This is a genomic window from Burkholderia sp. SCN-KJ (assembly GCF_024656005.1).
Classification (GTDB): domain Bacteria; phylum Pseudomonadota; class Gammaproteobacteria; order Burkholderiales; family Burkholderiaceae; genus Burkholderia.
Genome location: NZ_JANKOG010000001.1, coordinates 626,933 through 653,440 on the forward strand (window position 1 = coordinate 626,933; position 26,508 = coordinate 653,440).

The 26,508-nt window shown below is 68.6% G+C and carries 25 protein-coding genes; 6 read left to right on the forward strand and 19 right to left on the reverse strand.

Going from position 1 to position 26,508, the window contains the following annotated elements; all coding sequences use genetic code 11:
- Positions 1 to 103: 103 nt before the first annotated feature.
- From speE to NQV17_RS02885, 3 genes are all read left to right on the forward strand, one after another.
- Positions 104 to 961 (forward strand): polyamine aminopropyltransferase, encoded by an 858-nt coding sequence (gene speE / locus NQV17_RS02875; RefSeq protein ID WP_257768620.1) that lies wholly within the window; start codon positions 104 to 106, stop codon positions 959 to 961.
- A gap of 214 nt (positions 962 to 1,175) precedes the next feature.
- Positions 1,176 to 1,592 (forward strand): glyoxalase/bleomycin resistance/extradiol dioxygenase family protein, encoded by a 417-nt coding sequence (locus NQV17_RS02880; RefSeq protein WP_257768622.1) that lies wholly within the window; start codon positions 1,176 to 1,178, stop codon positions 1,590 to 1,592.
- A gap of 17 nt (positions 1,593 to 1,609) precedes the next feature.
- Positions 1,610 to 2,377: a 16S rRNA (uracil(1498)-N(3))-methyltransferase gene (locus tag NQV17_RS02885; RefSeq protein ID WP_257768624.1), complete on the forward strand. Its 768-nt coding sequence runs from the start codon at positions 1,610 to 1,612 to the stop codon at positions 2,375 to 2,377.
- A gap of 206 nt (positions 2,378 to 2,583) precedes the next feature.
- Here NQV17_RS02885 and NQV17_RS02890 read toward each other — a convergent pair whose 3' ends face one another.
- The 3 genes from NQV17_RS02890 to NQV17_RS02900 form a co-directional block, all read right to left on the reverse strand.
- The gene (locus tag NQV17_RS02890) at positions 2,584 to 3,147 is read right to left on the reverse strand and encodes a barstar family protein (protein WP_044844247.1); all 564 of its coding nucleotides are present in this window, start codon (positions 3,145 to 3,147) and stop codon (positions 2,584 to 2,586) included.
- A 16-nt stretch (positions 3,148 to 3,163) separates the two neighbouring features.
- Complete coding sequence (locus NQV17_RS02895; RefSeq protein WP_006760307.1) at positions 3,164 to 3,595, reverse strand: ribonuclease; 432 nt, start codon at positions 3,593 to 3,595, stop codon at positions 3,164 to 3,166.
- 375 nt (positions 3,596 to 3,970) lie between these two features.
- Complete coding sequence (locus NQV17_RS02900) at positions 3,971 to 6,313, reverse strand: NADP-dependent malic enzyme (protein WP_308235092.1); 2,343 nt, start codon at positions 6,311 to 6,313, stop codon at positions 3,971 to 3,973.
- Between the two features lie 100 nt (positions 6,314 to 6,413).
- Between NQV17_RS02900 and thiL the strand changes: the two genes are divergently transcribed.
- Genes thiL through NQV17_RS02915 form a run of 3 tightly spaced genes read left to right on the forward strand, consistent with a single transcriptional unit; the run spans position 6,414 to position 8,515 of the window.
- Positions 6,414 to 7,448, forward strand: coding sequence for a thiamine-phosphate kinase (gene thiL / locus NQV17_RS02905; protein ID WP_257768629.1), 1,035 nt, complete (start codon positions 6,414 to 6,416; stop codon positions 7,446 to 7,448).
- Positions 7,438 to 7,983: a phosphatidylglycerophosphatase A gene (locus NQV17_RS02910; RefSeq protein ID WP_257768631.1), complete on the forward strand. Its 546-nt coding sequence runs from the start codon at positions 7,438 to 7,440 to the stop codon at positions 7,981 to 7,983. The genes thiL and NQV17_RS02910 overlap by 11 nt, the downstream gene beginning before the upstream one ends.
- Before the next feature lie 31 nt (positions 7,984 to 8,014).
- A complete protein-coding gene (locus NQV17_RS02915) occupies positions 8,015 to 8,515 on the forward strand; it encodes a CinA family protein (RefSeq protein ID WP_257768633.1) in 501 nt (166 codons plus the stop codon).
- 42 nt (positions 8,516 to 8,557) lie between these two features.
- On the opposite strand, the gene NQV17_RS02920 is transcribed toward NQV17_RS02915, so the two are convergent.
- The 16 genes from NQV17_RS02920 to NQV17_RS02995 all read right to left on the reverse strand — a co-directional run bounded on the left by NQV17_RS02920 (position 8,558) and on the right by NQV17_RS02995 (position 26,435).
- Entirely contained in the window at positions 8,558 to 9,616 is a 1,059-nt protein-coding gene (locus NQV17_RS02920; protein WP_044844181.1) for a hypothetical protein, read from the reverse strand.
- A 208-nt stretch (positions 9,617 to 9,824) separates the two neighbouring features.
- Complete coding sequence (gene pyrF, locus NQV17_RS02925) at positions 9,825 to 10,652, reverse strand: orotidine-5'-phosphate decarboxylase (RefSeq protein ID WP_257768636.1); 828 nt, start codon at positions 10,650 to 10,652, stop codon at positions 9,825 to 9,827.
- Positions 10,653 to 10,691: 39 nt separating this feature from the next.
- The gene (locus NQV17_RS02930) at positions 10,692 to 11,756 is read right to left on the reverse strand and encodes an aldose 1-epimerase (protein ID WP_257768638.1); all 1,065 of its coding nucleotides are present in this window, start codon (positions 11,754 to 11,756) and stop codon (positions 10,692 to 10,694) included.
- Between the two features lie 74 nt (positions 11,757 to 11,830).
- Positions 11,831 to 12,646 (reverse strand): SDR family NAD(P)-dependent oxidoreductase, encoded by an 816-nt coding sequence (locus NQV17_RS02935; RefSeq protein WP_257768640.1) that lies wholly within the window; start codon positions 12,644 to 12,646, stop codon positions 11,831 to 11,833.
- Between the two features lie 23 nt (positions 12,647 to 12,669).
- A complete protein-coding gene (gene araH, locus NQV17_RS02940; RefSeq protein WP_257768642.1) occupies positions 12,670 to 13,686 on the reverse strand; it encodes an L-arabinose ABC transporter permease AraH in 1,017 nt (338 codons plus the stop codon).
- Positions 13,687 to 13,766: 80 nt separating this feature from the next.
- Positions 13,767 to 15,287 (reverse strand): L-arabinose ABC transporter ATP-binding protein AraG, encoded by a 1,521-nt coding sequence (gene araG / locus NQV17_RS02945; RefSeq protein WP_257768644.1) that lies wholly within the window; start codon positions 15,285 to 15,287, stop codon positions 13,767 to 13,769.
- A gap of 67 nt (positions 15,288 to 15,354) precedes the next feature.
- Entirely contained in the window at positions 15,355 to 16,350 is a 996-nt protein-coding gene (locus NQV17_RS02950) for an arabinose ABC transporter substrate-binding protein (protein ID WP_257768646.1), read from the reverse strand.
- A gap of 102 nt (positions 16,351 to 16,452) precedes the next feature.
- Positions 16,453 to 17,232: an SDR family oxidoreductase gene (locus NQV17_RS02955; protein ID WP_124520043.1), complete on the reverse strand. Its 780-nt coding sequence runs from the start codon at positions 17,230 to 17,232 to the stop codon at positions 16,453 to 16,455.
- Entirely contained in the window at positions 17,232 to 17,909 is a 678-nt protein-coding gene (locus NQV17_RS02960; RefSeq protein ID WP_257768648.1) for a 2-dehydro-3-deoxy-6-phosphogalactonate aldolase, read from the reverse strand. Before NQV17_RS02960 ends, NQV17_RS02955 begins: the two co-directional genes overlap by 1 nt.
- A gap of 22 nt (positions 17,910 to 17,931) precedes the next feature.
- Positions 17,932 to 18,957: a 2-dehydro-3-deoxygalactonokinase gene (locus tag NQV17_RS02965; protein ID WP_257768676.1), complete on the reverse strand. Its 1,026-nt coding sequence runs from the start codon at positions 18,955 to 18,957 to the stop codon at positions 17,932 to 17,934.
- A complete protein-coding gene (locus tag NQV17_RS02970) occupies positions 18,954 to 19,853 on the reverse strand; it encodes an IclR family transcriptional regulator (RefSeq protein WP_044844190.1) in 900 nt (299 codons plus the stop codon). Before NQV17_RS02970 ends, NQV17_RS02965 begins: the two co-directional genes overlap by 4 nt.
- A 347-nt stretch (positions 19,854 to 20,200) precedes the next feature.
- On the reverse strand, positions 20,201 to 20,605 hold the full coding sequence (locus NQV17_RS02975) for a hypothetical protein (protein ID WP_044844191.1): 405 nt from the start codon (positions 20,603 to 20,605) through the stop codon (positions 20,201 to 20,203).
- Positions 20,606 to 20,689: 84 nt separating this feature from the next.
- A complete protein-coding gene (locus tag NQV17_RS02980; protein ID WP_257768678.1) occupies positions 20,690 to 22,300 on the reverse strand; it encodes a S10 family peptidase in 1,611 nt (536 codons plus the stop codon).
- 429 nt (positions 22,301 to 22,729) lie between these two features.
- Positions 22,730 to 23,467, reverse strand: a complete 738-nt coding sequence (gene mtgA / locus NQV17_RS02985) for a monofunctional biosynthetic peptidoglycan transglycosylase (protein ID WP_257768680.1) — start codon at positions 23,465 to 23,467, stop codon at positions 22,730 to 22,732.
- 14 nt (positions 23,468 to 23,481) lie between these two features.
- Entirely contained in the window at positions 23,482 to 24,348 is an 867-nt protein-coding gene (gene aroE / locus NQV17_RS02990; protein ID WP_257768682.1) for a shikimate dehydrogenase, read from the reverse strand.
- The gene (locus tag NQV17_RS02995; protein ID WP_257768684.1) at positions 24,345 to 26,435 is read right to left on the reverse strand and encodes an RNB domain-containing ribonuclease; all 2,091 of its coding nucleotides are present in this window, start codon (positions 26,433 to 26,435) and stop codon (positions 24,345 to 24,347) included. The genes aroE and NQV17_RS02995 overlap by 4 nt, the downstream gene beginning before the upstream one ends.
- Positions 26,436 to 26,508 lie beyond the last annotated feature (73 nt).

Genomic DNA, 26,508 nt, shown 5'->3' on the forward strand with positions numbered 1-26,508 from the left:
GACATTTCCCTTGTCGGCGCGTAGTGTTCCGGCACGGTTTTCCGCCAAACCGCCCGCCTCCTATAATTCAGACGTCGGAACTGCCTGCCCGAGCGGCCCGCCCGTGAACACGACCCTTCTCTTCCATCCCACGCCCGACGTCGCGTACGGCTTCCCGAACGCACGCCGGCTCGCGCACGTCGCGTCGCCGCACCAGCACATCGAGGTCTGGGAAACCCCGCAGCTCGGCCGCCTGTTCACGCTGGACGGCCGGCCGATGACGTCGGTCGGCGACGAATACGTGTACCACGAGTGCATGACGCACCCGGCCGCGCTCGCGCACCCGTGCCCGAGGAAGGCGCTCGTGCTCGGCGGGGGCGACGGCGGCGCCGCGCGCCAGTTGCTCAAGCACGCGTGCATCGAGCGGATTGTCGTCGCGGAGCTCGACGACGAGGTGATCGGCATGGCGCGCCGCTATCTCGACGACGTGCACCAGGGCGCGCTCGACGACCCGCGCGTCGCGGTCGTGATCGGCGACGCCGCGCATTTCGTCGCGTCGACCGTCGAGCATTTCGATCTCGTCGTGTTCGACCTCACGCCGCCCGACTCGCCGGCGGCCGGCCTCTATACGCGCGAGTTCTACGCGCGGCTCAAGCGGATCCTCACGCCGTGCGGTGCGATCTCGATGCATCTCGGCTCGCCGGTGTTCCACACGGCGCGCATCGCCGCGCTGCTCGACGACCTGCGCGCGAGCTTCGCGGTCGTTGATCCGCTGTCCGCGCACGTGCCGCTGTACGGATCCCAGTGGCTGATGGCGATTGCGAGCGACACGCTCGACGCGGCCGCGCTGTTCGCGCACGACATCGACGAACGGCTCGCCGCACGCCGCGTGCAGGGCTTGCGCTACTACGACGCGCGACTCCATGCGGCCCTCTTTGCCCTGCCGCGCGCGCTGCGCGATACACTGGGCGTTCGCCGCTGAGCTGCCGGGCGGAGCATCGCTTCGCGGGCGGGCCGCGCTTTCTCCGGCGCCCGACCCGTCACGCGCGGGCCCGGCGCGATGCAGGCGGCCCGCCTGCGTATCCTCTGCACGGCGCGGTGCCGCCCCGGGCCCCCGCGCGCCAATATCCGTTGGACTGCAAAGCATGGGACCGGAGTCACCGCTCAAGCGCCAACCCCGTTCGACAGGAGATTTCATGACCGATCCACGTCCGGCCAACGTGCCTTGGTTGACGCCTTACCTGGCCGTGCGCAATGCGCACGCGACCATCGAGTTCTTCCAGGCCGCATTCGGCTTCGAGCTGCGCGACGTCCTCGACGAGGACGGCGCGATCATGCACGTCGAGATGACCTACCGCGGGCAGCTGATCGTGATGTTCGCGCCCGAAGGCGCATTCGGCTCGATCGCGCTCACGCCGAAGAGTGCGCATGCAACCGCTCCGCAGTCTTTCTACCTGTATGTCGACGACGTCGACGCAACCTGGCAGCGCGCGCTCGACGCGGGCGCGAAATCGCTGACCTCGCCGCAAGATCAGTTCTGGGGCGACCGCTTCGCCCAGATCGAGGATCTCGACGGCTACCGCTGGGCGCTCGCGCGCCGCCTCGCCGCATGAACGGAGCCGCGATACGCATGAGTGAAGCGACCACCACCGCGGCCGTGCCGCGTTTCTTCGTCGAAGCGGCGCTGCGCGCCGATACGACGCTCCCGTTGCCGGCCGACGTCGCGCGGCACGCGCAAGTGCTGCGGCTGCAGCCCGGCGACGCGCTCGCGCTGTTCGACGGCAGCGGCGGCCAGTACCGCGCGCGGCTCGTCGAGATCGACAAGCGCGGCGCGCTCGCGCAGCTCGAAGCGTTCGATCCGGCCGAGGCCGAGCCGCCCTATCGCGTGACGCTGGCGCAAGGCATCGCCGGCGGCGACAAGATGGACTGGGTGATCGAGAAGGCCGTCGAGCTCGGCGTCGCGGCGGTCGTGCCGCTGTCGACGGCGCGCGGCGTCGTGAAACTGTCCGGCGAGCGCGCGGACAAGCGCGTCGCGCACTGGCGCGGCGTCGTGCGCGCGTCGTGCGAGCAATGCGGGCGCAACCGCGTGCCCGACGTCGCGCCGGTACGCGGCTTCGGCGCGTGGCTCGATACGCTGCCGGCCGTGCCGGCCGACGGCGAGCTGCGGCTGCTGCTGTCGCCGCGCGCGAGCATCCCGTTTTCGTCGCTGCCCGACGCGCCGCCCGCGGCGGCCGTCACGCTGCTGATCGGGCCCGAAGGCGGGCTGTCGCCGGACGAGGAACACGCGGCCCGCGCACACGGGTTCACCGCGTTGTCGCTCGGCCCGCGCGTGCTGCGCACCGAGACGGCCGGCGCGGCCGTGCTGGCGGCGCTGGCCGCGCGCTGGGGCGGGTGGTGATGCGTCGGGGCGCGGCCGGCGTGGCATGCGCCCGAAATGACCGACGCCGGCCCGATGCCTGACGCACGTTCGGACCGACGCCGCGTGACTTCCCGGCGCCCATCGGCCGGAACGCAGACGCAAAAAAGCCCGCGCGAGGCGGGCTTTTTGCCGAATCGGCCGCGCTCGGGCGGCGTGAAGGTCTTGCGGTCTTGCGGTCTCGCGCTTTACGCGAACGAATAGAACACGCGGAACGCGACCTTGCGCTCGGCCCAGAACTCGGCGGCTTCGCGGAACACGTCGAGCAGCGTCTCGCGCCCTTCCTTGTCGAATTTCTGCGCGATCGGCAACCCTTCGAGAACGATCACGAAACCGGGCTGCGCGCCGGCCTTCGCGACGAGGTCGGTCAGGCAGTCGTACAGCGCGTCGTAGTTCTTGCCGAAATGCTTCGGAAACAGGAACGACGTCGCGATCGTCTCCATCACTTCCTGCTTCGACTGCGCGGCACCGCAATACGCGTACAGGAAATGCTGGCCGAGCCGGCCGGCTTCGTCGGCGAGATCCTGCACGCGGAACGCGCGGATCGACTGCACGAGATTGGGTCGCACGGTCGTGAAAAGGCTCATAGGCTCCTCGTTCGATGAAAGCCCGGGCTCGGCTTCCTGTTGCTCCGCCGCGACGCCAGCCTGTGCCGCCGCGTGAAGTTGGATCACGCGCTGAAACAGGTTGCCGTCGCCGGCCGCGAACAGTTCCGCCGCCGCCGTATCGTGCGCGTAGATGGAGTCGCTCATGCCGTTCATCCCGAAGTCATTCAACAATACGTTTAAAACTGTTGTAGTGGTCGTCCGTGTAATAACAGTTGTCGATCCGGCGCAATGGCCCGCCACAGACGATCCGGCGCGCGCCGCGATTGCGCGCGCGCGGCGTCGGCACCGTGTACTCGTGGTAGTAGCCGCGCTTCGCCTTCGGCAGGATCCGCTCGCGGTTGCCGAAGACGACGCCGTCCTTCTCGTACGGATAGGGGCCACCGGCGCCGATCAGGCCAAGCGTGGTCACGGCCTCGCGCGGCAGACGGGCGGTCGGGATCGTATCGACCCCGCCGACGGCCAGGTCGGCCGAAACGGCCTGCCGTGCGTAAGCGGCGGAAACCAGACTGCCCGTCGGTGTACCGACGATACCCATCGCGAACATCGCGAAGACGGACGCGAGCGCGCCGTTGCGGAGCCACTTGCGTGCCATGAACCAGGGTTCCCGCTGTTAAATCAAGTAGTTGACGACCAACCAAAGGCGTTAGCGTAGCGCTATTGTCCGCGCGAATCAATGTTCGTTTGGGAACCGAAAGGCTGGCTCCGCCCCGAATCGCGCATTTTTTACCGAAACAAGACTACATTTATCTTACGTGAGATAAAATATCCGCAGCATCTCTCGCATGGCAAGACCTGCCTCCTTGCCACGCCCGCTAACCTGGGTGGAGAGATGCCGCTGTTGCTTATGGGAAGCGCGTTTGCGCCCTGCCCGCGGCGTGCCCATTGCGGGCACGCCTCTTTTTGCTTTTGTTTACAATTTCGCCCGCCGCGCGGCAGCGGTTCGACCGGCGCCGCGCGTTCATGCCGCTCAGCGTGCGGCGTTCACGTCGGCGACCAGCAGCGCCGCCATGTTGACGATGCGGCGAACGGTCGCCGATTCGGTCAGCACGTGCACCGGCTGGGCCGCGCCCAGCAGGATCGGCCCGATCGCGATGTTGTTGCCGGCCGCCGTCTTCAGCAGGTTGTACGCGATGTTCGCGGCATCGATGTTCGGCAGGATCAGCAGGTTCGCGTCGCCTTCCAGCGTCGATTCCGGCAGGATTTCCTTGCGCAGCGCCGCGTCGAGCGCGACGTCGCCGTGCATTTCGCCGTCGACCTTCAATTCCGGCGCACGTTCTTGCAGGATCGCGAGCGTATCGCGCATCTTCTGCGCCGAAGGCGCGTTGCTCGTGCCGAAGTTCGAGTGCGACAGCAGCGCGACCTTCGGTTCGATGCCGAAGCGGCGCACTTCCTCGGCGGCCATGATCGTGATCTCGGCGAGTTGCTCCGGGGTCGGATCGACGTTCACGTGCGTGTCGACCAGGAAGATCTGGCGGCCCGGCAGCACGAGGCCGTTCATCGCCGCGTACACGCTGCAGCCCGGGCGCTTGCCGATCACCTGGTCGATGAAGTGCAGGTGGCGGTGCGTGGTGCTGATCGTGCCGCAGATCATCCCGTCCGCCTCGCCCTTCTTCACCAGCATCGAGCCGATCAGCGTCGTGCGGCGGCGCATCTCGACGCGGGCCAGCTGCTCGCTGATGCCCTTGCGCGCCATCATCTTGTGGTACGTCTGCCAGAAATCGCGGTAGCGTTCGTCGTGCTCGGTGTTGACGACCGTGAAGTCGGTGCCCGGCGTGAGGCGCAGGCCGTAACGCTGGATACGGTGCTCGATCACCGACGGGCGGCCGATCAGGATCGGCTTCGCGAGTTTCTCGTCGACGATGATCTGGACGGCGCGCAGCACGCGCTCTTCCTCGCCTTCCGCGAACACGACGCGCTTCTTCTCCGCCGGGGCGCTGCGCGCGAGCTGGAAGATCGGCTTCATCGTCGTGCCGCTGTGATACACGAATTGCTGCAGGTGCTGCTTGTACGCTTCCATGTCCTCGATCGGGCGCGTCGCGACGCCGCCGTCCATCGCGGCCTGCGCGACGGCCGGCGCGATCTTGACGATCAGGCGCGGATCGAACGGCTTCGGAATCAGGTATTCGGGCCCGAACGACAGGTCCTGGATCCCGTAGGCGGTCGCGACGATGTCGCTCTGCTCGTGTTGCGCGAGTTCGGCGATCGCGTTGACGGCCGCGATTTCCATTTCACGCGTGATCGTCGTCGCGCCGACGTCGAGCGCGCCGCGGAAGATGAACGGGAAGCACAGGACGTTGTTGACCTGGTTCGGGTAGTCGGTGCGGCCGGTCGCGAGAATCGCGTCGGGGCGCACTTCGAGCGCCAGTTCCGGCAGGATTTCCGGCGTCGGGTTCGCGAGCGCGAGGATCAGCGGACGCTCGGCCATGCCCTTCACCATCTCCTGCTTCAGCACGCCGGCGGCCGACAGGCCGAGGAAGATGTCCGCGCCGTCGATCACCTCGGCCAGCGTGCGGGCTTCGGTTTCGCGGGCGAAACGCTCCTTGTCCGGATCCATCAGCTCGGTGCGGCCCTTGTAGACCACGCCGGCCAGGTCGGTCACCGTGATGTTCTCGAGCGGCAGGCCGATGTCGACCAGCAGGTCCAGGCACGCCAGCGCGGCCGCGCCCGCGCCCGACGCGACGAGCTTCACCTTCTTGATGTCCTTGCCGACGACCTTCAGGCCGTTCGTGACGGCCGCGGCCACGACGATCGCGGTGCCGTGCTGGTCGTCGTGGAACACCGGGATCTTCATCCGCTTGCGCGCTTCGCGCTCGACGATGAAGCAGTCCGGCGCCTTGATGTCTTCCAGGTTGATGCCGCCGAAGGTCGGCTCCAGCGCGGCGATCACGTCGACCAGCTTGTGCGGGTCCGACTCGTTCAGTTCGATGTCGAACACGTCGATGCCGGCGAACTTCTTGAACAGTACCGCCTTGCCTTCCATCACCGGCTTCGACGCGAGCGGGCCGATGTTACCGAGCCCGAGCACCGCCGTGCCGTTCGTGACGACGCCGACCAGGTTGCTGCGCGCGGTGAAGCGCGCGGCGTTCAGCGGGTTCTCGACGATCTCCTCGCACGCGTACGCCACACCCGGCGAATACGCGAGCGCGAGGTCGCGCTGGTTGATCATCTGCTTGGTCGGTGCGATCGCGATCTTCCCCGGGGTCGGGAATTCGTGATAGTCGAGAGCGGCTTCGCGGAGCTTGGCTTTGGAGGAGGCTTGGGTCGACATGTGTCTCGTGGCGGGCGGATTAGAATAACTGTTCGACGGCATTGTAGCGCCAATCGAAGGCCGTCAGACCGGCGATTCAGGTGCAACAGCCGCGACAAAAATGTACCGAACGGTGCAGGAACTGCCCCGCTCGCTGCGTACAATGCCGTTCCCTTCACCGCTTCCGGGTCCGTCCGCCGTGCCAGCCGCCTTGTCCGAGTTTTCGCTGATCGATCGCTTCTTCGCGCGCCGCGCGGCCCGCGGCCCGCGCGCGTCGACGCTCGGCATCGGCGACGATTGCGCACTGTTCGCGCCGCGATCCGGCAAATTGCTGGCCATTTCGACGGACATGCTCGTCGAAGGCCGCCACTTCTTCCCTGACGTCGCGCCCGACGCACTCGGCCACAAGACGCTCGCGGTCAACCTGTCGGATCTCGCGGCGATGGGCGCCGAGCCGCGCGCGTTCACGCTCGCGTGCGCGCTGCCGCGCGCCGACGCGGCGTGGCTCGAGGCGTTCAGCAACGGCCTGTTCGCGCTCGCCGAGCGGTTCGGCTGCGAGCTGATCGGCGGCGACACGACGAGCGGGCCGCTGAACCTGTGCGTGACCGTGTTCGGCGAAGTCGCGCCGGATGCGGCGCTGCGGCGCGACGCCGCGCGCGACGGCGACGACGTCTGGGTGTCCGGCACGCTCGGCGACGCGCGCGCGGGGCTCGGGCTCGCGCGCGGCGAATGGAGCGCCGGCGCGGCCGAAGCCGCCGCGTTCCGGCAAGCACTCGAGCGCCCGGAGCCGCGCATTGCGCTCGGGCTCGCGCTCGCGGGCGTCGCACATGCGGCGCTCGACATCTCGGACGGCCTCACCGGCGACCTGCGGCACATCCTGACCCGCTCGAACGTGCGCGCCGAGATCGACGCCGACGCGGTGCCGCGCTCGGCCGCGCTCGCGACGCTGCCGCCCGACGTGCAGCGACGCTGCACGCTGGCCGGCGGCGACGACTACGAACTGTGCTTCACCGCGCCGGCCACGGCCCGCGCGGCGGTCGAGGCAGCGGGCGCGAGCGCCGGGGTTCCGGTCACGCGAGTCGGTACAATACATGCGTTGTCCTCGCCGTCGGAGCAGCCCGCGATCGCGTGGCGCGACGCCGCCGGCGCGCCCCTGACTCTCACGTTGCACGGTTTCGACCACTTCCATGCAGACTGACCCGACGACCGCGCAATCCGCGGCCGCGCCCGGCGCCGCCCGGAACGCGCCGCGGCGCGCCACCGCGCGCTTCATGCTGTCGCACCCGGCGCACATCGTGTCGCTCGGCTTTGGCAGCGGGCTCGCGCCGTTCATGCCCGGCACGTTCGGCACGCTGTTCGGCTGGCTCGCGTTCGTCGTGCTCAACCGCTACCTGACGGTGCCCGAATGGTGGGCGCTGATCGCGGTCGGGTTCGTCGCCGGCACGTGGATCACCGGTTTCACCGCACGCAGGATGGGCACGAGCGATCCGGGCGCCGTCGTCTGGGACGAGATCGTCGCGATCTGGCTCGTGATGCTGTTCGTCACGCCCGCGACCTTCATCGGCCAGTTGTGGGCGTTCGTCGTGTTCCGCTGCTTCGACATGCTCAAGCCGCCGCCGATCCGCTATTTCGACCGTCGCGTGAAAGGCGGGCTCGGCATCATGGTCGACGACCTGGTCGCCGCGTTCATGACGCTGCTCGTGATCGCCTTCTGGCGCTCCGTCGTCGGCTGACCGATTTCCCGACTCCCGTTTCCCGACGCGCATGCCTACCGATTCCGTCGTCCATCAGCTTGCGATCCGCGCAGGCAACAAGCTGCGTGACGAGCACCTGTCGCTCGCCACCGCCGAATCCTGCACGGGCGGCATGATCGCCGCCGCGATCACCGACATCTCCGGCAGCAGCCAGTGGTTCGAGCGCGGCTTCGTCACCTACTCGAACCAGGCCAAGATCGACATGATCGGCGTGCCGCCCGACCTGATCGACAAGCACGGCGCCGTCAGCGAGCCGGTCGCGCGCGCGATGGCCGAAGGCGCGCTGCGCAACAGCCGCGCGCAGGTCGCGCTGTCGGTCACCGGCATCGCCGGCCCGGCGGGCGGCAGCGAGAAGAAGCCGGTCGGCACCGTGTCGTTCGCATGGAGCAACCGGCTGCATACCGACGTCGAAACGCTCGTGTTCAAGGGCGACCGCGAGCAGATCCGCACGCAGGCGGCCGCGCACGCGCTGCGCGGGCTGCTCAAGCTGCTCGACGAACGCGAAGGCTGATTCCCCCGCGCGACGGCAGGGGCGGCCGCCGCCCCTCGCCGCTTACTGGATCGCGTCGGGCTTCACGACGATCCAGTTCTTGTCCGCCGTGACCGGCTGGCCGAGCGCCTTCTGCTGCGCGGCCGATTCGTCCGACCATGCGCGGATCTGCGCCATCTGCTTGTCCTTCTTGTTCACCCACACGCGCACGCCGCCGCGCGCGACGTCGGTCGCGTTCAGCAGCATGTAGCCGTCGGATTTCGGCGTGTCGCCCGCGACGAGCACCGGCTTCTTCCACTGGTCGATCCAGCCGGCGATCGAGCCGAGCTTGCCTTCGTACCACGTCATCGGATTCATCAGGAACGGCGTGATCACGAGGTTGCGGTTCGCGGCCTCGTCGTACTTGCCGGCCTTGATCTGCAGCCGCGACGTGGTCAGCGCGCCCGTCGCCGGGTCGCGCAGCAGCGTCGTCACGCCGATCACGTTCTGCGGCTTCACGTTGTAGCCGTATTTCGGATCGGACAGCACGAGCCGCGCGAGTTCCTCGTGCGCGGCGGTCATCACGTACACCTCGATCCCGTTCTCACGCAGCGCGTTGTACAGCTCCTGCATGCCGCGGAAGAAGCGCGGCGGGTTCGCGGTGCCGTCGACGACCTTGTCGCCCTGCCAGTAGCGGATCGGCACCGGCTTGCCGTCGGCGAGCATCGCGTCGACGTGGCGCTTCAGGTCGGCCAGCGACAGCCCCGCGAACGCCTGCGCGATCCACGGGTAGCAGACCAGGTCGTCGATCTCGCAGAGCCGGTAGTAGTAGCTCGTCAGCGATTCCTTGTAGTCGGCGGAATCCTTGAACGGGATCAGCTTCAGCGACGGATCGAGCGAGTCGCGCGTCAGCACGCCGCGGTTCTCGAGATACGGCAGCAGCGACTCCTCGAGATCGTAGCGATAGGTCGTGTTGTCGGCGTCGAACACCGCGTAGTCGCCGCGGTTCGCGTGTGCGGCGATCATCGCGTTCAGCGCCTTCGCGCTGTCCGCCGGCCAGTGCGACAGGTCCGCCGCGTGGGCGAACGACATGCACAACGACGCGGCAAGCGCGCTCAGAAGACGTCGGGACAGCTTGGGCATGGCGCCGCTCCTTTTATGACATTCCGGTGACGGATCGATGACAAGCGGCAGCATCGCGCGATTGTGGCGCGAGCATGCGGTGCGCAAGCGACGGGAAGTTGTTCGCGTGCGCCAGGACGGCAAACACGCGAGGCAGGCGCGCGGCCCGCGGATGCGGGTTCGGCATTGAAAGGCCGCCCGGGCGGGCGGCCTGCGGCTCAGCGATATTTCAGCGATGCGCGTTGATCGTATCGCGCGTCTTCTGCGCGGCGAGCGCGGCGGCTTCGGCGAAATCCTCGCCCTTGCTCGCGTACAGGATCGCACGCGACGAGTTGATGATCATCCCGGTGCCGTCGGCGGTGCGGCCCGCGTTGACGGTCGCGTGCACGTCGCCGCCCTGCGCGCCGATGCCGGGGATCAGGAGCGGCATGTCGCCGACGATCCCGCGCACGATCTCGATCTCCTTCGGGAACGTCGCGCCGACCACGAGGCCGAGCTGGCCGTTCTTCGCATTCCACTTGTTCGCCGCGAGATCGGCCACGACCTGGTACAGCGGCCGGCCACCCGTTTCGAGGAACTGCAGGTCGGACCCGCCCGGGTTCGACGTGCGGCACAGCACGATCACGCCCTTGCCTTCATGCTCGAAGTACGGCTCGACCGAGTCGTAGCCCATGTACGGGTTCACGGTGACCGCGTCCGCGCGATAGCGCTCGAACGCCTCGCGCGCGTACTGCTCGGCGGTGCTGCCGATGTCGCCGCGCTTCGCGTCGAGGATCACTGGCAGGCCCGGGTGCTGGAGGTGGATGTGCGCGATCAGCCGCTCGAGCTGATCTTCCGCGCGATGCGCGGCGAAGTACGCGATCTGCGGCTTGAACGCGCTGGCGTACTGCGCGGTCGCGTCGACGATCTGCCGGCAGAATTCGAAGATCGCGTCGGGCTGGCCGTCGAACTGCACGGGAAAACGCGACGGCTCGGGATCGAGGCCGACGCACAGCAGCGAATTCGTGCGCTGCCACGCGGCGCGCAGCGATTCGATGAAAGTAAGCGGGGAAGACATGGCGGATACTCGCGGCAAACCGTTGATAGACCGCGTATTTTACCCGCGTCGCCGGCGGCCTTCGCGCACGGCGGCGTCGACCCGTGCATCGGCCCGCTCGACGGTGAACGCGAAACGCCGCGTGAGCCGCTCGCCCGGCGCGAGCAGCGTCATCCCGTGCGCGGCCGCGCCGCCCGGCAGGTTCACCGCATTGATCGGATGATCGACCGGCTCGAAGCAGAAGAACGGCTCGCCGGGCGGCGTATAGAGCACGTACGCATCGGCGTCGGCCGCGATCGTCAGCAACAGCCCGCGGCGCGGCCAGCTCACCGTCGCGTGGCCGCCCCAGCCGGTGAACGCGTGATTGACGAGCGTCGCCGGCAACGGATACGCGACGCCGAACTGCCAGGCCGGCGGCACGCACACGTGCCGCACCGGCAGGAAATCCGCGCTCGACAACCACAGGCCGCCCGCGGCCGCGGCCAGCTCGGTCGCGTCGTCGCGCACCAGGAACGGGTGCACGCCGAGCCCGAACGGCAGCCGTGCGCGCCCCGCATTCTCGATCGTCAGCGCGATCGACAGCGTCGTGTCGTCGAGCGCGAACGACTGGATCGCACGAAACGCGTACGGCGCGCCGCTCGCGCGATCGAGCGACAGCTGCAGCGTGGTATCGGTCGCGTCGTCCACCTGCCACGGCGCGAGCCAGCCGTCGCCGTGGATCGGCAGCGGCTCGTCGCGGCGATTGCGCGGCACCGCGACGCTGCGCCCGTCGCATTCGAAGCGGCCGTTGCCGATCCGATTCGAATACGGCAGCAGCGGATAGCACGCGAGTACGTTCGGGTCCGTCGCCGTCTCCGGGTGTTCGCAGCGTCGGAACACCGGCACCAGCGCACCGTGGTCGCCGCGCCAATCGAAGCGCGCGATGCCGCCGCCGAGGTGGGGCAGCACGTCGAGCCGCAGCGCCGCGTTCGACAGCGTGACGGCCGCCGCATGCGCGGCGCCGACGCCCTGCGCGAACGTGGCGGTCTGCGGGCCGGCGCTGACCGGCTGCGCGGCGGCAGCCAGGCGCGCACGGCGCGACTGGCTCGTGGACGACGACGCTGCGTGCGAGGACGTGGCGGTCATGGTGAACTCCTTGGCTTCGTCGATGAAACGATACGGATCGTCGCGCGCTGCCGCGCGAACACGGACATCGGCAATCAGGCCCAGCCGCCGTCGACCACCACGTCCTGCGCGGTGATCATCCGGCTGTCGTCGGCCGCGAGAAACAGCGCCATCCGGGCGAGATCGTCCGGCAGCAGCTCGGCGTCGATGCACTGGCCGGCCTTGATCGCCGCCCGGCCCGCGTCGTCGAGCCACAGCCTGCGCTGCTTGTCGGTCATCACCCAGCCGGGCACCAGCGAATTCACGCGGATCCCGAACGGGCCGAGATCGCGCGCGAGCCCGCGGGTGAGGCCCTGCACGGCCGCCTTCGCCATCACGTAGACGGGATAGCCGCCGTTCTTCAGCATCCAGCTGATCGAGCCGAGATTGATGATCGCGCCGCCGCCGCGCTGCTTCATGTCGTCGATCACCGCCTGCGCGGCGAAGAACTGGTGGCGCAGGTTCACCGCGATGCCCGCATCGAACGACACGGGCGTCACGTCGCCGATCGCGTGGCGCGCGTCGTTCGCCGCGTTGTTCACGAGCACCGCGATCGCGCCGATCCGTGCGCGGATCGCGTCGATCGCATGGCGCAGCGCGTCGATGTCGGTGAGGTCGCACGCGAGGAACAGCGGCGCGTGACGTACGTCCGGCGCCTGCGCGAGGCTTTCCGCGAGCGCCTGGCCCGCGGGCGCGTCGAGATCGACGAACGCCACGCGCGCGCCCTGCCGCGCGAAGTGCTCGACGAACGCCGCGCCGATACCGGTCGCGCCGCCGGTGATCAGCACCGCGCGATCCTCGAGGCTCGGGTAACGCGCATAACGCGCGTCGCTCGCGGCGCGCGGATCCGGCGCGGAAGTTTCGATGGTCATGCGAATCGTCTCCGTGGAATCGGTCAGTCGCGTACGCCGCGGTTCTTCAGCTGGTCGAGCAGCACGGCCGCGAGCAGGATCGCGCCGCGCACCAGGTACTGGTAGAACGCATCGATGTTCAGCAGGTTCATCACGTTCTCGACGGTGCCCATGATCAGCACGCCGATCACGACGCCCGAGATCGTCGCGCGGCCGCCCATCAGCGACACGCCGCCGAGCACGCACGCGGAGATCACGTTCAGCTCGAAGCCCTGCGCGGCGTTCGGCTGGCCCGACGTGATGCGCGATGCGAGGATCACGCCGGCGAGCGCCGTCACCGCGCCCTGGATCAGGAAGATGTACACGCGCGTGCGTTCGACGTTGATCCCCGCGAGACGCGACGCCTCGGGGTTGCCGCCGATCGCGAGCGTGTTGCGGCCGTACACGGTCTGATTCAGCAGCACGCCGAACACGATGAAGCACAGCAGCGTGACCCAGATCGGCAGCGACACGCCGAAGAGGGTGAGCCCGCCGAGCGCGATGAAGGTATCCCACGACACGCCGACCGCCTGCCCCTTCGACACGATGAAGCCGAGCCCGCGCACGATTTCCATCGTCGCGAGCGTCGTGATCAGCGCGTTGATGCGCAGGTACGCGATCACCGCGCCGTTCACGAAGCCGATCGCGGCGCCTGCCGCGACCGCCGCGACGATCGCGACGAACGTGTTGTCGGTCGCGTTCAGCACCATCGCGCACAGCACGCCCGAGAATGCGACGGTCGAGCCGATCGACAGGTCGAAGTCGCGCGACGCCAGACAGAACATCATCGTGCACGCGACCATCCCGATCTGCGAGATCGACAGCGCGAGGCCGAGCATGTTGTCGATCGAGAAGAAGTGATCGACCGTCAGCGACATCGTCAAGAACATCACCGCGAAGATCGCAATGAGGCTGTATTCGGTGAGGTGCTGCCACCATTTCTGGCGGTCGCTCTGCTGCGGTACCAGCGCGTCGGCCGACGGCTTCACGGCTGCGCTGGCGAGGTTTTCCCTGACTTGCATGGTTGTGTCTCCTGCTCCTGCATCGCGCGGCCCGCGCCGCGCGTGATCGATTCGAATGTCCTGCGTCGCCCGCGGCGACCTCACACTGCGTCAGCCGCCTCGACGACGCTCGTCTGCGGCAGCGCGAGGCTCAGCACCGCATGCTCGTTCGCCTGTTCGCGCGGCAGCTCGCCCGCGATGCGGCCTTCGCGCATCACGACGATGCGGTCGGACACGCCGAGCACTTCCGGCAGCTCCGACGACACCATCACGATCGCGCAGCCGCGCTCCGCGAGCCGGTAGATCACGTCGTAGATCTCGTGCTTCGCGCCGACGTCGATGCCGCGCGTCGGCTCGTCGAGGATCACGACCTTCAGGTCGGGCTCCGCGAGCCAGCGCGACAGGATCGCCTTCTGCTGGTTGCCGCCCGACAGGAAGCGGATCTTCTGCCGCCGGTTCGGCGTCTTGATCTTCAGCCGCTGGATGAAACGGTCGGCCGTTTCGCTTTCGGTCTTGCGGTCGATGAACAGGCCTGCGCGCAGCGAATGACGGCGGCAGCTGATGTTGATGTTCTCCGCGACCGACGCCATCGCGATGATCCCTTCCTCCTTGCGGTCTTCCGGGCACAGCACGATGCCGTGACGGATCGCGTCGCCGGTGCGCTTCACGTCGATACGCCGGCCGTCGAGCGTCAGCACGCCCGCGCGCCGGCGGTCGGCGCCGTATACGAGCCGCATCAGCTCGCTGCGTCCCGCGCCGACGAGGCCGAAGAACCCGACGATCTCGCCCGCGCGCACCGAGAAGCTCGCGGGTTCGCGCAGCGCCGGGCCGTCGACGCCTTCCGCCGACAACCGCACGTCGCCGAGCGCGCGCGGCGCGTAATGGTAGATATCCGAAATTTCGCGCCCGACCATCTCGGCGACCAGCCACTCGCGCGGAACGTCGGCGAGCGATTCGTGCGACGCGATCTTGCGCCCGTCGCGAAAGATCGTGCACGCATCGCACAGCCGGTAGATCTCGTCCATCCGGTGCGAGATGTAGATCAGCGCGCGGCCCTGCGCGCGCAGGTCGTCGACGAGCTTGAACAGCACCTCGGTCTCGCGATGCGACAGCGAGCTCGTCGGCTCGTCGAGCGCGATCACGCGCGCATTGCGCATCAGCGCCTTGCAGATCTCGACCATCTGCCGCTGCGCGATCGACAGCCGGCCGAGCTTCGCATCCGGATCGAGATCGACGCCCATCGCCGCGAGCCGCTCGCGCACGTGGCGCTTCGCCTCGCCCTTCCTCACCCAGCCGAGCGCATTCGGCAGGCGGCCGAGCAGCAGGTTCTCCGCGACCGTCAGGTCGGGCACGTACTGCAGCTCCTGGTGAATCACCGCAATGCCGGCCGCGATCGACGCGGCCGCACTCGAGAAATGCACGGGCTGGCCGTCGACCAGCACGCTGCCCGCATCGGGCTGGTATTCGCCGCCGAGAATCTTCAGCAGCGTCGACTTGCCCGCGCCGTTCTCGCCCATCAGGCCATGCACCTCGCCCGCGTGCACGTCGAACGAGATGCCGTCCAGTGCGCGCACGCCGGGAAATACCTTGCCGATATTGTCAAAACGCAGTGCCGCAGACACGTCGTCTCCCCACTTGCAGATCCATCGATCGCCGGTCGCCGCATCGCCGCGGCGGCCGGCGTGCCGCTTACTTCGAGGCAAGCCCCATCTCCTCGCGCACCTTCGACACGTTGTCGCGCGTCGCGAGCATGCCGGTGGTCAGCGTGAGCGGCGCCGGCGCCTTGCCCTGCGTGATCCACGTGTACATCAGCTCGGAGGTTTCCTCGCCGTGGCGCTTCGGGCTGATGATCACGGTGCCGTAGAAGCCCGTCGGCTGCGGCTTCTTGAACTCGTTCAGCGCCGAATCGGAACCGCCGATGCCGATGCCGATCATGTTGTCCGCCTTGAAGCCGCGCCCTTCGGCCGCGCGCACCGCGCCGAGCACGGCCTCGTCGTTCAGGCCGTAGGCGACCCAGTGCTTGAACTGCGGGTTCTTGGTGAGCGCGATGTTTGCCGCGTTGAACGCATTCTCGGTATCGGTCTTCGCCTGCGGCGCCGCGATCACGTTCGCCTTCGGAAAGCCGGCGGCCACCAGCGCATCGGTCGCGCCGCTCGTGCGGTCGTGCGCGGTCGGCAGCTGCTCGTAGGTGATGTCGATCGCGCCGACCTCCTTCATGTTCCAGCCGCGCTTCTTGATCTCGGCCGCGATGCCGTCGCCGACCTGCTTGCCGATGTTGTACGCGGAGATCCCCATGTGCGGCACCGCCTCGATCGGCTTGCCCGCACCGTCGACGAGGCGGTCGTCGACCGTCATCATCTTCAGGTTGTGCGACTTCGCCTTCGCGACGATGCCCGGCCCGAGCTTCACGTCGGGCGTGCAGATGATGAAGCCCTGCGCCTTCTGCGCGGACAGGTTGTCGATCGCGCTCATCACCTTCTCGCCCGACGGCGCGCCGATCTTCACGAGCGTGAAGCCCTTGTCCTTCGCGGCGATCTCGGCGAACTTCCATTCGTCCTGGAACCACGGCTCTTCCGGCTGCTTCACGAGGAAGCCGATCTTGACCGGGTCGGCCGCGTGCGCCACCGGGCTTCCCATCACCACCGCGGCCGCGGCGGCCAGCGTTACGAACGTTCTGCGTTTCATCTCCAGTGTCTCCTTGTCTTCATCGAACGGAATGCAGCCGCTTGTTGGTTTCGACGCAGCGTGCGCGCGGCCGTCGCACGTGCGGTCTGTCGAATCGTTGCGTCAGTCGTGGTACAGCGCCGCGCGCCCGCCGTCGACGGTGATGCACGCGGCATTGATGAACGGCGCCTCGTCGGACGCGAGGAACACGGCCGTCATCGCGACTTCCTCCGGTTTGCCGATCCGCTTCATCGGCTGCAGCGCGAGCGTCTCGGCGCGCGCCGCGGCCGGGTCGGCCTGCGCATCCCACCAGTCGCGCGTGAGCTGCGTCTCGATGTAGCCGGGCGCGATCGCGTTCACGCGCACGTTGCGCGCCGCGTATTCGATGCCGAGCGCACGCGTGAGGCCCAGCACGCCGTGCTTCGCGACCGGATACGGAAAGCAGCCCGGGATGATCCGGAACGCATGCGTCGACGCGATGTTGACGATGCTGCCGCGGCCGCGCTCGACCATGCCCGGCAGCGCCGCGCGGCAGCCGTGCCACACGCCGTCGAGGTCGACCGCGAAGCAGCGGCGCCAGTCGTCGTCCGTCATCGTCAGCGGATCGGCGAACACGTTGATGCCCGCGTTGTTCACCAGCACGTCGAGCGGGCCGAAAGCCGCTTCGGTCTGCGCGAGCGCGTCGCGTACCGAGTCCTGCCGCGCGACGTCCGCATGCAGCGCCAGCACGCGCGCGCCGTCGATGTCGTCGGTGATCGCCGCGGCCGTGCGCTGCGCCTGCGCGAAGTCGAGGTCGACGAGCGCGACGGCCGCGCCCTCGCGCGCGAACGCCTGCGCGATCGCGGCGCCGATCCCGCGGCCCGCGCCCGTCACCATCGCGACCTTGCCCGCGAGGCGTTCCATCATGCGGCTCCGCCGCGCGCCGCGCGCAGGCCGGCCTGGAACGCGCGTGCGTTCGCCGCGGTCGTGTCCGCCGACTGGCCGGGCCGGTACAGCGCCGAACCCAGGCCGAAGCCGTTGGCGCCTGCCGCGAGGAACGGCTGCATGTTGTCCGGCGTAATCCCGCCGACCGGAAGCAGCGGCACCGCGCGGTCGATCACCGCGCGCCACGCCTTCACGACGGGCACGCCGAGCTGCTCGGCCGGGAACATCTTCAGCACGTCGGCGCCGTTCGCGAGCGCGGCGAACGCCTCGGTCGGCGTCGCGACGCCCGGTGCGCTCGCGAGCCCGCGCTCGCGCGCGCGGCGGATCACCGCCGCGTCGCTGTGCGGCATCACGATCAGCGTGCCGCCCGCGTCCTGCACGCGGTCGACGAATTCGGCGCGCAGCACGGTGCCCGCGCCGACGATCATGTCGTCGGGCAGCGCGCGGCGCAGCGCCGCGATGCTGCCGAACGGATCGGGCGAGTTGAGCGGCACCTCGACGATCCGGAAGCCGGCATCATGCAGCGCAAGGCCGTGGTCGACAGCTTCCGCGGGCGCGATGCCGCGCATGATCGCGATCAGCGGGCACGCGTCGAACGCGCGCATCAGCGCGGCGTGCGGCGTGTACGGCGCGGGCAGCGTAAGGTCGGACGACATCGGCGGTTCCTCTTCAATCGGTTCATTGGTCGGCGCAGACGGGTTCGCCGTCCGCGCGCACGAGTCCGGCACGCGACGCGATCCACCACAAGCCGCGCTCGGTCGCCTGTGCGACGACGCGTGCATGCGTGCAGCCGAATACGCTCAGCGCGTCGACGTAGCGCGTGCACAATCCGTCGTCGCCGATCAGCAGCAGCGGCTGGTTCGCGAGCGCGACACCGCGCTCCGCGAGCATCGCGTCGAGCGCGTTCAGCTCATGGCCGATCAGCAGCCCGGACAGATAGTCGCCCTGCGCATCGGGCGCGAGCCGGTCGGTCAGGCCGAGCGTGCGCGTGCTGAAGATCGTCGCGAGCAGCCCCGCGCGCTGCGCGCCGCGGGCCACCGCGACACCGCGCGCGAACGCCGCGCGGTCGGGCGACGCGCTCGCGCGCATCGTGCGGCCGAGGATCGTGTGATCGCGCAGCGCCGCGAACAGCTCGCCCGTCATGAAGGTCTGGAAGCGCTCGATGAGCCCGTCCTTCACCCATGCCCACTTCGCATGCGTGCCCGGCAAGCCGATCAGTACCCCTGAACGATCGGCATCAAGCATGGGATCGTTCGCGAGTGCGCCGAATATCTGCGTTTCTTCGCCGCGCATCACGTCGGGCAATTCGCCCGTCGCGATCACGCCCGGCACGATCGACACCGTCGTGCCGCGCGCCGTCGTCACCGTGACGAGCCCCGCGACGAGCGCGTCGGCGCCGGCCGGCACGGCGACGTACGGCGCCTCGCGCCAGCCCTGCGCGCTGCCGACCATCCCGGCCGCCAGCACCGGCACGCCCGGCGCGCGGTCGAGCCAGTCGCCGCACGCTTCCTCGAACACGACGTCGAAGGCACGCGCGCCGCCGGCCGGCACGTGCATCACGCCTGCCGCGCGGCTGCGCGTGTCGAGCAGCGCGCCGTGCGCGTCGAACAGATACGCGCGCAGCGACGTCGTGCCCCAGTCGAGCGCGATCAGCGACGGGGCGGCGGCGTTGGCGTCCGCAGCGGTCCGGGTCGAATGGGTCATCGTTTGATCCTGCGGGTACCCTGCGGCGGGCTCCAGCCCAGTTCCGCGGAAATGGCTCGCGCTTCGCGCTGCACGAGCGGAATCAGTTCGTCCATCCGGTCGTGCGGCATGTACGGAATCGTGCTCGCGACCGATACGGCGGCGACGATCGCGCCCGACGCATCGCGGATCGGCGCGGCCACGCAGCGGATCGACGCTTCGTTTTCCTCGAGGTCGAACGTGTAGCCGCCGGCCGCGTAATGCGCCATGCGCTGCAGGAACGCGCTCGTCTCGGGCCGGTTGTCCGGCTTGAAATTCACGCCAGCCAGCGCGCGCCGCGCGGCTTCGAACAGCGAGCGCCACCGGTCCGGATCGAGGTCGAGCATCATCGCCTTGCCGATGCCGGTCGACGCGAGCGGCATCCGGTGGCCGACGCGCGAACGCATCTCGAGGCCGCGCGTGCCGGGAATCTTGTCGATGTACAGCACGTCGTCGCCATCGCGCACGCCGAGGTGGATCGTGTCGAGCGTCGCTTCGGCGAGCGCCTCGAGGTGCGGCCGCGCGACCGCCGTGAGCGGCATCTGCTCGAGCGCGATCGTGCCGAGTTCGATCAGCTTCGGGCCGAGCAGGTAGCCGCCCTGCACCTGGCGCAGGTAGCGTGCCTGCACGAGGCTGCTGACGAGACGGTGCGTCGTGCTGCGCGTCGTGCCGAGCGCGGCGCCGATCGCACGCATGTCGCGCGCGCCGTTCGCGATCGCTTCGAGGATCGCGAGGCCGCGCAGCAGCGTCTGCGTGCCGGCCTGCTGCGCGGCGAGGTCGAGCGGCGTGCTGGTCGCGCCGATGCTGTCGGTCAGCGGCGCATCGTCCGGCGTCGCGCGCCGGGCGTCGAGAGCAAGGGTATCGGGCATCTTGGTCATGGAACGGGCTTCTTCAGCGGAATCGGTATAGCCGCTGTCGCGAGCCCGGAACGAAGTCGGGCGTCGCGGCAACGCGGCGGTCGATGCACCGAGGAAAGCGCCCGGCGAACGTCATGGAAGGTGTCTCCGTGTGCGTCGGGCGCCGCGCGATGCGTGGGTCCGAAGCTGTCGATGTGCTTCGGATTGTAGGAGCGCACGCACTCGCCTCCAATATTTGAGTGCGTTGTCCAGATAATGAGAAAAGCGACGGAAGCCGCGGCATTCGGCGCGGAACCGCCGCGCCATGCGCACGGGGGCGGAACCCGACACGTTGCGGGTCCCGCCCCCGTTATCCGCGCGCGGCGCGCTTACTGCTGGTTCGTGCTGCGCGCCTGCATGTAGCGCTGCACGTCGGAGAATGACACGCGGCCGCTACCGTTCGCGTCGATCTGCCGGAAGTGGTTCGCGACGTAGCCGAGGCCGGCCGCGCGCGCCTGCGCTTCGGTGATCGAGCCAGTGTTCTGCGTGTCGGCCGCGCCGAACTGCCGCGCGAGCTTGCGCACCACCTGCGCGTGCAGCGCAGCGCCCGTCGTCTGCGTGCCGGCGGTCGGCTTGCGCGCGGCCGGCGGCACGTATGGATCGCCGAGCTGCGCCTGGCGCGCGCGCGCCGGGGTGGCTGCGTCGCTCGCCTGCGCGAACGCGGACACCGATGCGGATGCTGCAACCCCGGCGCATGCGAGCGCCGCGGCAACGACGATGAAACGTTTCTTCATGTCAGGCTCCAGTCTGGAATGAGGTCGTCGACGGCCGGCGAACGGCGCCGCCGCGGGCGCGCGTCGCCAGGCCCGCACATCGCATCAGTGCGCGGCCGCGTTGTAGAAAGTCACGAGGTCGGCTTTCTCCTGCGGACGCGACGTATCGTCGAGATAGACCATGTGTCCACCCTGATAGTCCTTGATCGTCAGGTTCGGTTGCGTGCCCAGCCGCGCGAGGTCGAGCTCGGTCTGGTAGAACGGCGTCGCGATGTCGTGATACCCGTTCAGCGACAGCACCTTCAGCGACGGATTCAGCGTCAGCGCAGCCGCGAGATCGGGAATCGTGTCGGGCATCGCGAGGCCGTCGTGCGTCCAGTCCCAGGTCTCGATCGCATTGCTGCTGAGCGAATACGCCGACTGCGCGCTGTACTTCAGCACGTTCGGCAGGTAGCTGCCGATCGTGTCGGTGAACGGCTTCGTGATGAACGTGCTCGACGGGTCCCCGTCTGCCGCGAGCGGGCTCGACGACGGCACGTTCACGCGTGCGTCGTAGCGGCCGATCAGCGTGCCCGGGATCAGCGCCACCTGGAAGCTGTTGTCGAAGAAGGTCGGGACCACGTTGAAGTCAGCATTCCAAAGCGACTGCTTCACGCCGGTCGAATTCACCATCGTCGTGACGAGCGCAGGCGGAGGCGGCGTGTGGCTCGCGAGATAGGCGTTCACGGCGGGCGTGTAGCTGCCGGCCGTCAACTGGCGCATCTGGTCCGCGTACTGCGGCAGGCTCGACGGGTTCGGATTGTCGAGCTGGTAGTACGCGCCGACGGTGCCGTAGGACGGCACGAAGCCCGCGCAGCTCACCGGGCTCGCCCCGTTGTTCGAGTTGCCGACATAGTCGCTCGCCATGTCGCAGTTCGCGTTGTAGTTCAGGATCGACGACTGCAGCACGATGCCGTCGAGCTTCACGCCGGCCGTCTCGAGCAGGTTCGCGAGCACGTCGGTGCGCGGCGTGCCGTACGACTCGCCGAACAGGTATTTCGGCGAATCGTTGCGCTGGTTCACCGCGATGTAGCGCATCACGAAGTCGCGGAACGCGCCGCCGTCCTGGTCGACACCCCAGAACGTCTGGTTCGTGTTCGGCGCGATCGCCTCCGAGAAGCCGGTGCCGATCGCATCGACGAACACGAGGTCGGTCGTGTCGAGCAGGCTTTCCGCGTTGTCGACGAACGGGAACGTCGAGGTATTCGCGTTCGGGTCGCCCGTCTGGATCCGCTTCGGACCGAACGAGCCGAGATGCAGCCACACCGATGCGGAACCGGGGCCGCCGTTGTACAGGAACGTGACGGGCCGCTTCGCCGCGGGCTGGTTGTCCGCGGTGTACGCGATGTAGAAGAACGAGGCTTCGGGCGCGCCCGTCTGCGGATTGCGCGCGACGAGATGGCCGGCGGTGGCCGTGTAGCGAATCGTCTTGCCGTTCAGCGTGATCTGGTGATGGGTGACGGCGGCCTTTTCGACCGCGGCGGACGCGTCGAGCGATGCGGTCGCGCTCGATGAATAACTGTTGGGATCGTTGTACGGCCTGTCCATCTGAGCGGCGGGATCGGCTGAATTGGCGGTACCTGCTGCCGAGGACGGGGTCACGTCGTCGTTGCAGGCCGTCAGAATCAGCGAAGAGAACACAACTCCCAACCACAGCTTCGCTTTGCTCGCTGGCATCGTTGCTTTCCTTCTCTCGAATGTTTTTTTGTGTCGAGCAGCCGGGTGAGCCGCCCCCCGCCTCGATTGCGGCCGATAAGCCGAGGCGCCGGCCAATATACGCGAGCGGGTCGGCTTTGAAAAATCTGGAAATATTCGATCGGCGGGCGGTGCAGTGCACACCTTTCAGGAATGCTTCGATTCGCGAACCGTCGCTTTTCAGCCGCCTTTCGATTGCTTTCGTGTTTACTCCGGAGCACTAAAAATCACGCGGATTTCGTGCCATATCGGCAAACAAAATTCCCGCGCGTGCGGGCATTGCTCAGCAAAGCGAAATAGACGAATTCGTCTAATGGATGCGGCCCGAAATGCGGGCATCACGAATGCGCTGCGGTGCACCAATGGCGCACCGGCGACGGAACGGACAATGCGACGGCGCGGGTGCGCCGCTCACTGCGATTGCGGAAGTTCGGCCGCGCCCATCCGGCGGGCAATGACGGCCGCGCGCTGCGCCTGGTAGGCCGAGCCGCGGTGCGCGTCGAACCAGCGCGGCTTCGGCAGCATCACCGCGAGGCGTGCCGACTGCCACGCGCCGAGCCGGCTCGCGGGAATCCTGTAGTAATAGCGGGCGGCGGCCTCGGCGCCGTACACGCCGCGCCCCCATTCGACCGAATTCAGGTAGATCTCGAAGATCCGCTCCTTGTCGAGCACCGTCTCGAGCATCCACGTGATGATCAGCTCCTGCCCCTTGCGGATGTAGCTCTTCTCGCGCGACAGGAACAGGTTGCGCGCGAGCTGCTGGGTGATCGTCGAACCGCCCGCGACGATCCGGCCGCGCGCCTTGTTCTTCTCCCATGCCTGCAGGATCGCGTCGACGTCGTAGCCGTTGTTGGTCGCGAAGGTCGAATCCTCCGACGCGATCAGCGCGCGCTTCAGGTTGCGCGAGATCTGGTCGTACGGCACCCATTGATGCTGGATCCGCGCGGGCGGGTTGTCGTGCGACAGCCACCATGCGTCGGTCCGCATGAACGCGGTCGAGCCGGGATTGATGAACGACCACGCGGCGATCTGTACGAGATAGAACAGCTGCGTCGCGAGCCATGCGCCCGCGAACACCGAACCCGCATAGACGAGCCAGCGCGTCGCGCCGACCGTGCGCGTGCGCTGCGTGCCGCTGACCGCCACCACGTGCCGCGCTCCGCTCAGGCCGCCGCGAGCGCCTGGCGCAGCGCGGCCAGCACCGGTGCGCCGTCCGGCCGCACGCCGCGCCAGATGAAGAACGATTCGGCCGCCTGCTCGACCAGCATCCCGAGCCCGTCGGCCGTGCGCGCGCCGAGCGACGCCGCATGCTGCATGAACACCGTCGGCTGCGCGCCGTACATCATGTCGTACGCGAGCGTGCCCGCGCCGAACGCGGCCGCGTCGCACGCCGGCAGCGCCGCATCGAGGCTGCCTGCCGTCGCGTTGACGATCACGTCGTACGGCTCGGGCCGCACGGCGTCCGGGCCGCCGCCCGACAGTACGCAGCCCGCATCGTGCGCGGCCTGCGTGAACTGGCCGACGAGCGCCTCGGCCTTGCTCGCGGTGCGGTTCACGATCGTGATCGACAGCGGCGCGCGCTCGAGCATCGGCAGCACGACGCCACGCGCCGCGCCGCCCGCGCCGAGCAGCAGGATGCGCGCGCCCGCGAGCGACACGCCGAGATTCGATTCGATGTCGCGCACGAGGCCGACGCCGTCCGTGTTGTCGCCGTAGATGCCGCCGTCGGCATCGATGCGCAGCGTGTTCACCGCGCCCGCCGCCGCCGCGCGCGGCGACAGCGTGTCGGCGAGCGCATGCGCTTCGAGCTTGAACGGCACCGTCACGTTCGCACCGCGTCCGCCTTCGGCGATGAACGCACGCACGGCGGCCTCGAAGCCGTCGAGCGGCGCGAGACGGTGCTCGTAGACGATCGCCTCGCCCGTCTGCGCGGCGAACTGCGCGTGGATGAACGGCGACTTGCTGTGCGCCACCGGGTTGCCGAACACCACATAGCGGTCGGCGCCGCTCGTCGACGCGGCTGCGTTCACGATGCGCGCCCCTCTTCGCTATCCTGGCCGTTGGCGGTCGCGGCCGCGTCGCCTGCGGCCGTCGCGCCGTCCGCTTCGGCCAGTGCTTCGGCCTCGGCTTGCGCCGACGCGTCTTGCGCATCGACCAGCGTGTCGTCGCCGCCTTCGGTCTCGTCTTCGTCGTCGGCCGCGTCGCCGCTCGTCACGGTCGGCGCGTCGAGCACGTTAAGCAGCCGCACCGACGCCTCGATCGTCAGCTCGTCGAGCGACATCACGTCGAGCAGCACGCGCGTGCCGCGCGCATGCACGCCGAGCCCCGGCACGTGCAGCAGCAGCGGAATCTCCTCGAGGCGCACCAGATCGCCCTTCACCACGCTCGCGACGACCTGCTTCTTCTGCTCCTGCGCGAGCCAGCGCAGGCACCAGAAGTACTCCATCCGGCGCTGGTAGTCGGCGTACGCGGTATAGGTGTCGTCGAAGCCCTGCACGACCGCGTACAGGTCTGCGTCCTTCGGCTTGAACGGTGCGGCGAGCTTCGCGGTGACGCCGTGCTGCACGCATGCCAGCAGTTGCCACTGGTTCACGAGGTCGACGTAACGGCGCAGCGGCGACGTGCTCCACGCGTATTGCGCGACACCGAGGCCTTCGTGCGGCGCGGCCGTCGTCTGCATCCGCGTGCGCTTCGGGCCCGGCGCGCCGAAGCCGCGCTGCGAGCGATAGATGCCGGGCACCGTGTGATCGTGCAGGAACGCGCCCCACGTCGAGTTCGCGAGGATCGCGAGCTCCGACACGATCAGGTCGAGCGGGGAGCCGCGGCGGCGCGGCGTGATCGTCACGTGCTCGCCTTCGACGTAGAAGTTGTAGTCGGTGTTGCGCTGCACTTCGCGCTTCAGGCCGTAGCCCGCGCGCGCGACCTGGCGCTTCTCGAACAGCGCCTGCGCGAGCGGCCACAGCACGGCGATGTCGTCCTTGTGCGGATAGTCGCCGGTGCCGGCCGCGAGCGTCTCTTCGTTGACGAGCTCGTCGAGCGTGTTGTGGCGCAGGTTGTTCTTCACGAACACGAGTTCGGCGCGCGTCTCGTTCGCGACGATCTCCTGCGTCTCGCGGTTGACGATGATGTACAGCGACAGCGCCGGGCGATAGTCGCCTTCCTTCAGCGTGAACACGTCGACCACGTCGTCCGGCAGCATCGTGATCTTGTCGCCCGGCATGTAGACGGTCGACAGGCGCGCGCGCGCGATCGCGTCGACCGCGTCGCCGCGCACGATGCCGAGCGCCGGCGCCGCGATGTGCACGCCGATCCGCACGCGACCGTCGGACAGGTGCTCGACCGAGAACGCGTCGTCGATTTCGGTCGTCGTGATGTCGTCGATCGAGAACGCCTCGACGTCTGCGCGCGGCAGGTCGTCCGGCAGCGGGCCGACCGTGACGGCCGGGAAGCCCGTGCCGTGCGGAAAGAATTCCGCGAGGAAGCGCGCCTCGTGCAGCGCACGCGGCGACGCGATGCCGCCGCAGTCGAGCATCAGCCGCGCCGGCGATACGCCGCGCGCGCCGGCCGCCGCTTCCATCGCCTTGTATTCGATCGCATTCTTGTCCGGCCGCGTCAGCAGCCCGAGCACCTTCCCCGCGAACGCTTCCGGCAGCTTGCCGGCCTTCAGTTCCTCTTCATACTGCGCTTGCACCAGCGCCTGCTGGCGCTTGCGTTCGAGCGACGCGAGCGCCATCTTGAGCTGCTCTTCCGGCGCGCGCTGGTACTGGCCGCGCCCCTTGCGGCGGAAGTAGACGGGCGAGCCGTGCAGCCGCAGCACCAGCGCCGCGCGCTCGACCGGACCGTAGGTCGCGCCGAAGTATTCCGCGGCCAGCGCCGTATACGCGAATTCGTCGGCCGGCGCGCATTCCCACAGGAAATCCAGGTCGATCTGCTGCGCGGCCGTGTCGGCTTCCTGCATCAGCTCGCTCGCGGCCGGCTTCTCGAATTCGATCAGCACGTCTTTCGCGCGCACCTTCGCCCGCCGCCCGCCGGGCAACTCGACTTGAAACGCGTCGCCCTGGCGCGACAGCACGCTGCCCGCCTTGAAACTGCCCGATTCCTCGAAGAAAACGTTCACTCAGTACTCTCGTTCAGACTGCCGGGCGCCGCATCGGCGGCGCCGCATGATGATGGGAATTCGATCGGCATGA

What these genes read in the sequence shown, in the direction of transcription:
- NQV17_RS02880 (WP_257768622.1), top strand. Translation starts at nt 1,176, where the DNA reads ATGACCGATCCACGTCCGGCCAACGTGCCTTGGTTGACGCCTTACCTG.
- NQV17_RS02885 (WP_257768624.1), top strand. Translation starts at nt 1,610, where the DNA reads ATGAGTGAAGCGACCACCACCGCGGCCGTGCCGCGTTTCTTCGTCGAA.
- NQV17_RS02890 (WP_044844247.1), bottom strand. Translation starts at nt 3,147, where the DNA reads ATGAGCGACTCCATCTACGCGCACGATACGGCGGCGGCGGAACTGTTC.
- NQV17_RS02895 (WP_006760307.1), bottom strand. Translation starts at nt 3,595, where the DNA reads ATGGCACGCAAGTGGCTCCGCAACGGCGCGCTCGCGTCCGTCTTCGCG.
- NQV17_RS02900 (WP_308235092.1), bottom strand. Translation starts at nt 6,313, where the DNA reads ATGCCGTCGAACAGTTATTCTAATCCGCCCGCCACGAGACACATGTCG.
- thiL (WP_257768629.1), top strand. Translation starts at nt 6,414, where the DNA reads ATGCCGTTCCCTTCACCGCTTCCGGGTCCGTCCGCCGTGCCAGCCGCC.
- NQV17_RS02910 (WP_257768631.1), top strand. Translation starts at nt 7,438, where the DNA reads ATGCAGACTGACCCGACGACCGCGCAATCCGCGGCCGCGCCCGGCGCC.
- NQV17_RS02915 (WP_257768633.1), top strand. Translation starts at nt 8,015, where the DNA reads ATGCCTACCGATTCCGTCGTCCATCAGCTTGCGATCCGCGCAGGCAAC.
- NQV17_RS02920 (WP_044844181.1), bottom strand. Translation starts at nt 9,616, where the DNA reads ATGCCCAAGCTGTCCCGACGTCTTCTGAGCGCGCTTGCCGCGTCGTTG.
- pyrF (WP_257768636.1), bottom strand. Translation starts at nt 10,652, where the DNA reads ATGTCTTCCCCGCTTACTTTCATCGAATCGCTGCGCGCCGCGTGGCAG.
- NQV17_RS02930 (WP_257768638.1), bottom strand. Translation starts at nt 11,756, where the DNA reads ATGACCGCCACGTCCTCGCACGCAGCGTCGTCGTCCACGAGCCAGTCG.
- NQV17_RS02935 (WP_257768640.1), bottom strand. Translation starts at nt 12,646, where the DNA reads ATGACCATCGAAACTTCCGCGCCGGATCCGCGCGCCGCGAGCGACGCG.
- araH (WP_257768642.1), bottom strand. Translation starts at nt 13,686, where the DNA reads ATGCAAGTCAGGGAAAACCTCGCCAGCGCAGCCGTGAAGCCGTCGGCC.
- NQV17_RS02950 (WP_257768646.1), bottom strand. Translation starts at nt 16,350, where the DNA reads ATGAAACGCAGAACGTTCGTAACGCTGGCCGCCGCGGCCGCGGTGGTG.
- NQV17_RS02955 (WP_124520043.1), bottom strand. Translation starts at nt 17,232, where the DNA reads ATGGAACGCCTCGCGGGCAAGGTCGCGATGGTGACGGGCGCGGGCCGC.
- NQV17_RS02960 (WP_257768648.1), bottom strand. Translation starts at nt 17,909, where the DNA reads ATGTCGTCCGACCTTACGCTGCCCGCGCCGTACACGCCGCACGCCGCG.
- NQV17_RS02965 (WP_257768676.1), bottom strand. Translation starts at nt 18,957, where the DNA reads ATGACCCATTCGACCCGGACCGCTGCGGACGCCAACGCCGCCGCCCCG.
- NQV17_RS02970 (WP_044844190.1), bottom strand. Translation starts at nt 19,853, where the DNA reads ATGACCAAGATGCCCGATACCCTTGCTCTCGACGCCCGGCGCGCGACG.
- NQV17_RS02975 (WP_044844191.1), bottom strand. Translation starts at nt 20,605, where the DNA reads ATGAAGAAACGTTTCATCGTCGTTGCCGCGGCGCTCGCATGCGCCGGG.
- NQV17_RS02980 (WP_257768678.1), bottom strand. Translation starts at nt 22,300, where the DNA reads ATGCCAGCGAGCAAAGCGAAGCTGTGGTTGGGAGTTGTGTTCTCTTCG.